The 9,961-nt window shown below is 46.0% G+C and carries 13 protein-coding genes and 1 pseudogene; 4 read left to right on the plus strand and 10 right to left on the minus strand.

Annotation, left to right across the window (positions count from 1 at the left end; all coding sequences use genetic code 11):
* Window positions 1-318: hypothetical protein (locus RMO27_RS22425; protein WP_309736753.1), on the minus strand; the 318-nt coding region annotated here is incomplete at its 3' end.
* 221 nt (window positions 319-539) lie between these two features.
* On the opposite strand from RMO27_RS22425, the gene RMO27_RS22430 reads away from it, so the two are divergent.
* Complete coding sequence (locus RMO27_RS22430) at window positions 540-950, plus strand: hypothetical protein (protein WP_309736754.1); 411 nt, start codon at window positions 540-542, stop codon at window positions 948-950.
* A 275-nt stretch (window positions 951-1,225) separates the two neighbouring features.
* Here RMO27_RS22430 and RMO27_RS22435 read toward each other — a convergent pair whose 3' ends face one another.
* Window positions 1,226-2,497: an ABC transporter ATP-binding protein gene (locus RMO27_RS22435; protein ID WP_309736755.1), complete on the minus strand. Its 1,272-nt coding sequence runs from the start codon at window positions 2,495-2,497 to the stop codon at window positions 1,226-1,228.
* A gap of 274 nt (window positions 2,498-2,771) precedes the next feature.
* Between RMO27_RS22435 and RMO27_RS22440 the strand changes: the two genes are divergently transcribed.
* The gene (locus tag RMO27_RS22440; RefSeq protein WP_309736756.1) at window positions 2,772-4,232 is read left to right on the plus strand and encodes an MFS transporter; all 1,461 of its coding nucleotides are present in this window, start codon (window positions 2,772-2,774) and stop codon (window positions 4,230-4,232) included.
* A gap of 9 nt (window positions 4,233-4,241) precedes the next feature.
* Here RMO27_RS22440 and RMO27_RS22445 read toward each other — a convergent pair whose 3' ends face one another.
* The 3 genes from RMO27_RS22445 to RMO27_RS22455 form a co-directional block, all read right to left on the minus strand.
* Entirely contained in the window at window positions 4,242-4,826 is a 585-nt protein-coding gene (locus tag RMO27_RS22445; protein ID WP_309736757.1) for a hypothetical protein, read from the minus strand.
* A gap of 176 nt (window positions 4,827-5,002) precedes the next feature.
* Entirely contained in the window at window positions 5,003-6,433 is a 1,431-nt protein-coding gene (locus RMO27_RS22450) for an MFS transporter (protein ID WP_309736758.1), read from the minus strand.
* Between the two features lie 67 nt (window positions 6,434-6,500).
* Window positions 6,501-6,962 (minus strand): GNAT family N-acetyltransferase, encoded by a 462-nt coding sequence (locus tag RMO27_RS22455; protein ID WP_309736759.1) that lies wholly within the window; start codon window positions 6,960-6,962, stop codon window positions 6,501-6,503.
* Window positions 6,963-7,135: 173 nt separating this feature from the next.
* On the opposite strand from RMO27_RS22455, the gene RMO27_RS22460 reads away from it, so the two are divergent.
* Complete coding sequence (locus tag RMO27_RS22460; protein WP_309736760.1) at window positions 7,136-7,489, plus strand: hypothetical protein; 354 nt, start codon at window positions 7,136-7,138, stop codon at window positions 7,487-7,489.
* On the opposite strand, the pseudogene RMO27_RS24035 reads toward RMO27_RS22460, so the two are convergent.
* From RMO27_RS24035 to RMO27_RS22480, 5 genes and pseudogenes are all read right to left on the minus strand, one after another.
* Window positions 7,486-7,803: pseudogene (locus tag RMO27_RS24035) on the minus strand (type II toxin-antitoxin system RelE/ParE family toxin). The gene RMO27_RS22460 and the pseudogene RMO27_RS24035 sit on opposite strands and share 4 nt — an antisense overlap.
* On the minus strand, window positions 7,800-8,030 hold the full coding sequence (locus RMO27_RS22465) for an addiction module protein (protein WP_309736761.1): 231 nt from the start codon (window positions 8,028-8,030) through the stop codon (window positions 7,800-7,802). Before RMO27_RS22465 ends, RMO27_RS24035 begins: the two are co-directional and overlap by 4 nt.
* A gap of 55 nt (window positions 8,031-8,085) precedes the next feature.
* The gene (locus RMO27_RS22470) at window positions 8,086-8,469 is read right to left on the minus strand and encodes a type II toxin-antitoxin system VapC family toxin (RefSeq protein ID WP_309736762.1); all 384 of its coding nucleotides are present in this window, start codon (window positions 8,467-8,469) and stop codon (window positions 8,086-8,088) included.
* Window positions 8,466-8,702, minus strand: coding sequence for a type II toxin-antitoxin system Phd/YefM family antitoxin (locus RMO27_RS22475; RefSeq protein WP_309736763.1), 237 nt, complete (start codon window positions 8,700-8,702; stop codon window positions 8,466-8,468). The genes RMO27_RS22470 and RMO27_RS22475 overlap by 4 nt, the downstream gene beginning before the upstream one ends.
* Before the next feature lie 298 nt (window positions 8,703-9,000).
* On the minus strand, window positions 9,001-9,678 hold the full coding sequence (locus RMO27_RS22480; RefSeq protein WP_309736764.1) for a homing endonuclease associated repeat-containing protein: 678 nt from the start codon (window positions 9,676-9,678) through the stop codon (window positions 9,001-9,003).
* Window positions 9,679-9,781: 103 nt separating this feature from the next.
* Between RMO27_RS22480 and RMO27_RS22485 the strand changes: the two genes are divergently transcribed.
* Window positions 9,782-9,961, plus strand: a 180-nt coding sequence (locus tag RMO27_RS22485) for a hypothetical protein (RefSeq protein WP_309736765.1), incomplete at its 3' end; no start/stop codon positions are given.

A 9,961-nucleotide genomic window follows, 5' to 3' on the forward strand; every position in this document is an offset into this window, starting at 1 on the left:
AACCGATCGCCCGTCGTACAAAGCACGACAATTGCTGAGGAAGTATTTATAATCACGTCCTTTTGTTAGGCTGATGTCTAACAAACGAGCTTGGATTTTTGTCTGGCATTGAAATTGCTCTTTTGTTTCTGTGCAAGTAAAGATTTGATTAGGCAGGTAAACGATTGAGCCACTGTTTGGTTGGATGGATACGCTAGCAAAAGGTGTCTTACTCGGTACACTGGGAGCATTGAATATTAGCAGCGATACAAAACTAATGATGAGCATCACCCACAGGCCGATCATAAATCTTGACAAAAATAATGTAGTTCGACGCATTGCTCTTGATTCCCGAAATGTTTAGCTTACAAGGTTATCTGTGATTGGGAACATTGTCTTTGCGATCGACTTTACGGCGATCGATTCGGACGCCTTGGAGCGATTCCGCTGCTTTGTGCCGTCAGGATGCGCTCAAAAAATAGTACTTTGCGCGTAGAACATCAACCTCCGATCGTTGCTATATTTATATCTGTATTTCCACACATTGCAACAGCGAAATTATGTCAAGATATTTTAGAAAGCTACATAATATATCTTCTCAGTATGTTCAATGGTTTGCTCTTGGTACCCTTGGGTTTCTCATGCGTCTAGTAGTATTTAGTGCTGTCTTTGTGCATCAGGTCTCGCCTTTAAGAGACTCATCATTCAAGCCGACTCATTACAACGCAGGTTCGTTGCTACCATGGATGCAAGGTATAAATGAGGATACTTGGACGCAAGGAGCTTCTGTGCTGGCAGGTCTCCTTGCTATAAATCTTGTGTTTATTTTCTGGCAATGGAGCCAATCGAGCACCAATGCAATCCAAAAAATTTTACTTTTAACATGTTGGATTGGGGTAGGAGTAATAATTTTTATATCGCTTAATTGGATGTTTTTAGTTTACTTAGTGGTGCAATGGATAGCTGATTAGTGTGAATCGGAAGTGCCTCAGTCAATTGCGACTGCTTTACAGATGTCTATCAATCCAAAGGCATCGCACGGATAAAAACCGCTGGTGCATTGATAAAGGGAACTGCTGCCGCTGATTTGGGGCGTTATCTTTGCGATCGACTTTACGGCGATCGACTCGGACGCACAGCCTCACAACTATGCGCCCCAATTGTCGATCGTGTGGATGTTGGGTTTCACATTCGTTCTACCCAACCTACAGATCTGATATTTGGATCTAAATTATTGCAAACCAATTCACTCTAAATCTCGATCGATCCGCAGTGCTAAACCAGTATCGAGATCGAACAGATGAATTTTATCAGTAGTTGCTGACAGCCAAACTTCTTCACCAATACTCACAACTCGATCGGGTGAAACTCGGACTTGCATGTGTAGATCCGTGCCGTCCAAATCCAAAATTTTGACACCAATATAAGTATCGTTACCCAATGCTTCTACCTCCTCGATAATCCCGTGAAAATTTTTGGTAGCTGGCAATCCGAGTGTGAGATGTTCGGGACGAATCCCCATCAATAATGGCTTGGCCGTATATTGATTTAATACTGCTTCCCAATCTTCTGGTAATGTCAGCCGAAATTGTTGATTCCCGATCGATAGTGGTAACTTGACTTGCACCGGAATCATATTCATCGGGGGCGAGCCGATAAATTGGGCGACAAAAATATTCGCAGGATGGTTGTAAATTTCCAACGGTGTATCGACTTGTTGAATTTGCCCCCGATCCATCACCGCAATGCGATCGCCCATCGTCATCGCTTCGGTTTGATCGTGGGTAACGTAGATAGTTGTGGTGCCTAATTGCCGTTGCAATTTGACAATTTGCGTACGCGTTTCGGCGCGTAATTTGGCATCGAGATTGGATAAAGGTTCATCCATTAGGAACACTTGAGCATCGCGAGCGATCGCCCGACCCAGCGCGACTCGCTGCTTTTGGCCGCCAGAAAGTTGCTTGGGAAAGCGATTTAATAAGCCGTCGATTTGCAACATTTCAGCAACTTGCCGCACCTTTTTAGCAATGATCTTTTCTCGCGCGGAAATATACCGAAAACCGCGCGGCCAACCTCTGGTAATTTCGACTAAAAAATTTTCAAATTGGGGCGAGAACCCTTGGGTAGTGGTCGCCAGAGTTGAGGTCGTAAAAGATTGACTCCGCCGCAGTCCAAAGGCAATATTGTCATACACGCGCATGTGTGGATATAGCGCGTAGCTCTGGAATACCATCGCAATATTCCGCTCCTTTGGGGGCAATTCATTGACAAGGGTATCACCGACGCGGATATTGCCAGCAGTCAGTGTTTCTAAGCCCGCAATCAGCCGCAGCAGCGTACTCTTGCCGCAACCAGATGCGCCAACTAGCACCATGAATTCGCCATGCTTGACTGTCAAATTTATCCGCCGCAGGACGCTGTCGGTGACGGCCAGATTTGCGGTGCCGGCTTTACTCTTATCCTTAGTAGTAGCCGGAGTATAAGTTTTGTGGATATTTTCGAGAATAACTTGTGCCACGGTAGATTGCTGTCAATTACGCGATCGTTTTTATCTTCCCACACTATCGCAGATTGCTGGCGGGAAATCCGAGATCGCTCGATTACCTCCGTTACGTTCCGCGAACGGCTGTAGTTCGAGAATCGTCATCCCGAATTAGTCGCTGGCGGAGAGACTCGATCCCAATGATAGATAGAACGGGAACATTCGATCCAGGATAATGGCAACATTGTGCTAATTTTGCTAGAGATGAGTACGATTGTGGTAGCTATTAATTTGACGATCGAGGTAACTTGTGGATCTAGGTCTGAAAACAGCGGCAACTGCTATTCCCATCGAGCTACAGACTGATGAAGCTCGCGAGATCGCGCCCGCCCGCGCGCCTACGAGTAGAATCCGACGGAGTCTCCAGGCATCCTCGATCGATGGGGTGTTTGCGGCGATCTTTTCCAACCTTACGGGTGGCGTTTTACTGAGTAATTTCCTCGTCGATCTTCAGGCAAATTCATTTGAAATCGGGATCTTGGCAGCACTTCCGATGATTGCCAATATCGTCCAACCGATCGGTGCGTGGTGGGGCGATCGATCCGCCAGTCGGCAGCAGTTTTGCACTCGGATCTATGTGCCAGCTCGATTGGTGTGGGTATTGTTACTCGTTGGTATCGTACTTCACACTCAACAACTCCTCGACGATCGAATGCTGGCGATCTTGACAATGGTAGTAGTCGCCCTCGGCCACATTTTAGCGGGGTTGGGCAGTCCGACTTGGTTGAGTTGGATGGCGGCTTTGGTACCCAGACAATTGCGCGGCCGCTATTTTGGCATTCGCAATACGGCGGCTAATTTAACCAGTTTAATTGTGGTGGCGATCGCGGGTTTTTTAGTCGCCAACGATCCGAATGGGGAAATATCCGGATTTGCGATCGCGTTAAGCATCGGGATCGTTGCGGGGATTATCAGTATTATTTGTCAACAGCAAATGGTCGATGTCAATCCCCACGATCGGATTGAGACAGCAGATCTTCGCAACATCGAACCCAATCCCCCTGTCGAAACACCAATTACGGCTGAGATCGTCACTCAGTCCGAATCGGCGATCGCCACAATCGGCCAAGATCGACATTTTCAGGGCTTTCTCTGGTGTTTGGGTGCCTGGACATTTGCACTCAACCTCAGCGCGCCCTTTTTCAATCTCTACTTATTGAAAGATCTATCGATCGATGTCGGCTGGGTGACACTCTACAATAGCCTGACATCGGTGGCCAATCTCGCTCTGCTGATGCCCTTCGGACGGTGGAGCGATCGGATCGGTCATCGGCTGCCACTATTAGTAATGGGATTGGTGATGACGGTATTGCCCTTGCTATGGCTGGGTGTGGGCACAGACTCGTTCTCCCTCTGGCTGGGTTTGCCCCTACTATTTGCGTTCAACGGTGGTGCCACTGCCGCAATCGAGTTGTGTATCAACAATCTCCAGCTCGAAATCGCTCACGATCGCCACCAATCACAGTATTTTGGGATTGCGGCAGCAATTGCGGGCATTGCAGGTGCGGCGGGTACGGTTGTCGGCGGTGGACTCGATCTGCTGGACGCGCTCGGCGGCTTAACGGGTTTATTTGTGATTTCTAGCTTCCTGCGCCTGCTAGCACTAATTCCGTTGTTGTTGCTCCAGCACGAAGGCGAGCGATCTTTGCTGCAACAACTATTAGATTTTGGGTGGTTGGGACGCTTGCTCGATCGATCGGATTCCGTTTAGCAACCAAATTTAGTGTGACGATCCAATAATTCTTAGCGGTTTATCCAACCACTCACTAACCTCAAATGCCAACCATTCTACCTCTGCTTCGCTCTCGATTCCACCTTGAGATCCGCCAATCTGGAACGATTTTGCCCCAATTTCAATCTTGAGCGCAGCCATTGTGTCCTCATTATTATTTGGACTGGGATGTTTGCGCGTAAAAATCAGCTTGGTAATTTCGCGTTTGGGTTCGGGCTGTTCGCGACTAATTTTTTGGCCGAATAGAGTCTTGACGAGAGAGACTTCATGTCGATCGATCCGGAAGTAGGTTTTACCCCATGCAGTAAACAGACAAATGTAAGCGAGAAAGCCACCAACCGACCAAAAAGGGATGGAAAACGCCATTGCAAAGATATTTCCAGGGAAGGGGATTTGAGCCGCCATTAATGTCCAGACCGCAATAAACCCATTCCAGAAAACTGCGAATGGGGCAATAAAAAAAATCACTGGATGAAACCCAATCGGCGGAATGTAAATTTCAAAAAAGTCGCCACTTTTGGTCAGTTGAATTCTTGTGCCAAACGGCTTATTCCCAAAATCGGTAGTCTTCATAGCTGCTCGGTTCGATCGCGCTCAATTCTCTCCAATTTTATAATTCCCCGATCGATCCCGATCGGCTCACCTCGATCGCCAGGATCGATACTCGTTGGGGTTGGCGATCGTCATCACTTCAAGTCAATAGCCTCTGCTGGGAGCATCAATGCTCCCAGCAGAGGCTATCTAACTACTTACAGGTTTTTTGTTCGACAGTCAGTTTTTTGGAGAACCAAGACAGCAACCATTAACCCTGCTATCGAAAACCCCATGCTGACGCCTAATGCTGCTCTAAATCCGGCGGTCAATGCCATCAAGTGGGCATCAGCAGTTTCAACCGATCGTGACATTACTATCTGAGTGCGATCGGTTGCCACCGCTATGACGATCGCTAGTCCCAATGCCGCACCGATCTCCTGGGCAGTAGCCAGCAAGCCCGATACCATCCCTTGTTCGCAATCGTCGATTCCTGTCGTAGCGACAATTTTTACAGCCACTATTCCCATCACAATACTAAAGCCAGTCAGTGCTGTTCCTGGCAGCAGATCGCGAACAAAGTCACCTTGGACGGGAATCCAACTCAAATGAAATAGTCCAACACCCCCTATACTCATACTCCCGATCAGGGTATTTTTGGTGCCAAACCGATCTACTGCAGGCGTAGCGATCGCTGCTGCCACGATTGCCGCGATCGCGTGGGGCAAAAACGCCAGTCCAGTTTGTAGTGCTGAGTAGTTGAGGACTTGCTGCATGTATAGGGTCAGGACAAAGATCGATGGTACGATCGCCCCAGCCATCAGTAAACTAATCAGGTTTGTGCCAGTTAACCGTCGCGATCGAAACACACTTAGCGGAATCAGTGGTGAGAGTACATGTGATTCAATCCACACAAATGCCCCCAACCAAGATAGGGCGATCCCCAAGAGAATTAACGTATGGAATGAACCCCAACCAGTTTCGCTCGCTTGCTGAAGTACGTAAACCAGCGTCACCAGTCCCGCTGTTACTGTGACTGCACCCAGAATATCGAGCTTAGGAGCCGATCTCTCTCGACTTTCTGGCAGTAGGAGGGGGATGAGTATCAGCATCAGCAAACCAATCGGCACATTGATAAACATGATCGATCGCCAGCCAAGGGTATCAGTGAGAATACCCCCCAGCAGTACGCCCGCAGCAAACCCCCCAGCCGCGATCGCGCCCCAAATGCTCAAGGCACGATTGCGAGCTGCGCCTTCGGCAAAGGTGGTCGTCAACATCGATAATGCTGCTGGCGAAACGATCGCAGCTCCCAAGCCCTGTGCAGACCGAGCAACAATCAGCATCAATTGTGACTGGGCACATCCACCTACTAGCGAAGCCAAAGTAAATAATCCAAGTCCCATCATCAAGATGCGACGACGACCGAACAAATCTGCGGTTTTTCCACCTAGCAATAGAAAACCACCAAAAGCCAGCGCGTAAGCACTGACAATCCATTGCAAAGTTGGTTGTGAGAAACCTAGATCCTGCTGGATCGCCGAGAGGGCAACATTGACGATCGAGAAGTCCAGCACCATCATGAACTCAGTGGCGCACAATAGCATCAATGTCAGCCACAATCGAGATTTAGAGATAGTTGGAGTCATGTGTATGTACTAAGTGGACACCATCATTGCATCTTGCAAACGTAATTTTTGCTAATTCACAAACGAATTACAGCACAGGAGCCACCAACTGTTTAGTCATCAAGAATCGGTGATAACATTGATAACCCCGTCTGGCATATAAACGTTGGGCACCAGGATTTTCAAAATCCACCTCCAAATGCAATGCTCGGACTCCCAAAACTCGGCAGGTATTCTCCGCAAATGCTAATGCCTGAGTACCAATCCCTTGACCGCGATACTTGGAGCAAAGGTAAAACTCCTCCAAAAAAGCTTCACGCCCCCGCGACTCTAAACCGTAACCCAGTGTCAAAATCATGTAACCGATCGCTTCATCTCCATGCTGAACTAGCCATGCTTGGCCTAATGATTCATCTTCTAAAAAATGTCTGAGTACATCGCGATCAATATTTTCATCAAATGGCAATTTTTCGATCGCATGAAATTCTCTCACAAACTCTAAGAGCATCTCAAGATCGGCGATCGTGGCAACTCGACAGTGAACAGTCACAATATATCTCCTGAAAATTGAGCTATCTCTAAGATTACTATCGATCGAGTGTCGCATTTTAGTTTGATAATAAGCTATTTTAGTGGATTGCGAAAAACGATCCGATCGACTCCTGTCCTATTAAACTCCCAAATTCGGGATTCCTCTTCATCACTATTCTGGTAATAGAACTGATGCACATACTCAAAGTCATCCGTTCTGGGGCAAAGGTAGACTATCCCGACTGGCTCATTATCTTCATCCATCAACCAGATATCTCGATCGTCTTCATCACTGAAATGTCCGCCGAGCATTTGCGCGAGATCATCGGTTTGGATTGGCTTAAACAAACAGCCGATCGAATCATCCACCCCATTCATCAAGGGCGATCGATTCTCTTACTCCAAAGGCTACACCAACAAATCAAACCTTACCAGAAAGATCATAAAATCACGATCGAATCGAGTGTTGGATTGATCGAGTATTTATCATTATTTCCCATAAAAATGAAACGTCGATCGCATATCGAATCTAAAATTATGATTTAGGATTGACGATTCTTCCAGTAATTTGGTTCGCGACTACAGTGCATCACGGCAATGATGAGCAAATAGTCTTGCTCGATAGAATAGAGAACTGCATAGGGAAATTTACGCACCATACATCGGCGCACATCTTCATCAATCTCAGGATAGCGAGTAGCAGATTCTCGAATTCGATAAACTGCATCCTCGATTCGGCAGAGCCGACGCTACGCGAACGAATTAATAAAGGCTTGAGCAATCTGACTATTTTGAGTTGCATAGTATTTAACTGCTTCAGCATACTCAGCTAAAGCGTCTGGATGAAATACATATTTCATAGATCGATCGAGTTCCGAACCTGTGCTAACGCATCATCGCCAGGAATTACCCGCACAGATCCATCCCGCACTTCATCTCGACGTTTCTTTGCTTCCGTACTCCACGCGGATTGAATACTAGTATCGATGTCAAACTCCAGGCTCTCAATTAACTTGTCTGCTAGGATTGCTCTGGATGCACTAGGCAAGGATAAGATTTCCGCTGTCAATTGATCGAGTGATATCATACTTATTTTCCCAGGTGTTAACCGTACCCCTATTTTAGCAAAATCCGCTGTGTTGCTACATGGTACTAACTGGGTAGGCACGAACGGCTGCATCTACTGTCGCAATTGTCAGACCATTTTGTAATGCTTGACAAATGAGCATTCTATCGAATGGATCTCGATGTAATGGTGGCAGTTTTGCAAGTTGAGCCACACTATTTTCATCAAGAGCAAGACTGAGAATTTGATGAAGATCGCGTTGTTTGGGTAAATATGTTTCGGGATGCTCTGGTAGCGGTAATTTACCCAACTGGTACTTAACAAGTATTTCCCAAACTGAAATCGCACTCAAATAAACCTCGTTGTCTGGATCGCGAATTGCATCCCGAACATCTGTTGATAATTGGGCATCGCCACTGATAAACCATAAAAAGATGTGTGTATCTAGCAGAATTCTCATTTGCCCTCGAATGCGTTGAGAATATCTTCTGGCAACGGAGCATCGAAATCATCTGGAACAGTAAACTCACCCGCACATAAACCAAATGGTCGCAATTGTTTACTATTATTAATCGGTCTAAGTTCTGCGATCGCTCGATCTGCTTGAAGAATCAAAAAAGTTTCACCTGCTGCTACTTGAAGCAGATACTTTGAAGGATCGCGCTGAATTTCATCAACTGTAATGTTTACCATAAACAATCTTCCGTGTAAGCTCAAAGGATAATACTCAATCTCATTCAATTGTAGACGATCGAGTATAGCTATGTCGAAATCAGGTTTGTAGGTCGATCGAATCATCCACCCCATTCATCAAGGGCGATCGATCCTCTTGCTCCAGAGGCTACACCAACAAATCAAGCCTTACCACAAAGACAATAACATCACGATAGATCGAATGTTAGACAGATCGAATATTTATCATTATTCCCCATAAAAATGAAATGTCGATCAAGTGTATTCGTTTAGCATTCCATCTTGCTTAAAAATTTTATTAGCTATCATGTATATTAGATTTCCCCAAATTGCAGTGTGAACATAACGTTTGCAGGTTTTCAATTATAGTTTTACCTCCTTTGCTCCACGGAATTTTATGATCGACATGTAACTCAACACCCAGCGTTAAAGCAGGACTTGCACCACAACTACAACAGGTGAATCGATCGCGTTTTAATATTTGCCAGCGTAATCTAAGTGAAGGATCGCGTCCAGTTGTTGGGGAAGACTGAACAGTTTCAGTAGAAGCTTTTTCAATAAGCTCAAGTTCTGTTGAATTTGCATATTCTACAAAAGCTTTTAAGGTTTCTGTCCATGAACCAAAACGTCTATTATATGGAGATTGCGAAATTGTTGAAGGCAATCGAGAAAGCTGACTTCGGCGTGGTTGACAACCATAATACTGCCAAAGACAAAATATATTTTCAAATAACTCTTTATCCGAAATGTCAACTCGGTTTGAAATTGAAAGTCCAGCAGCAAGAAGTGCTTGATTCCAAGACCCAAAGCGACGAACGTGCGTGCTACAGTCGTATAATCCAATCTCAGTATATTTGTGTTGTGTGATTTTTTCGCTCCCAATTAATGCTGCAACACGTTTCAAGTCAAAGAGTAACTCATCGTTTTCTACTGGAACGCCCGAAACGCGAGATAGTTGAAATATTGGATCTGTCATTGCAACTCATTACCCTACCATTAAAATCGATCGCCCCAAACACTCACCAGTAACCGCCACCCATTAAAATAGAGAGACTTATATACAGAAGCTCTATTTTAAGATGTTAGAAGCATATCGCCAACATACAGCCGATCGAGCCGCATTGGGAATTCCCGCATTACCGCTCGATGCCGAACAAACCAGTGCCCTCTGCGAACTATTACAACATCCACCAGCGGGTGAAGAGGCTAACCTAATTGCATTATTGCGCGATCGAGTTCCGCCTGGAGTAGATCCGGCT

The sequence above is a fragment of the Chamaesiphon sp. OTE_75_metabat_556 genome (assembly GCF_031378165.1).
Lineage (GTDB): Bacteria > Cyanobacteriota > Cyanobacteriia > Cyanobacteriales > Chamaesiphonaceae > Chamaesiphon.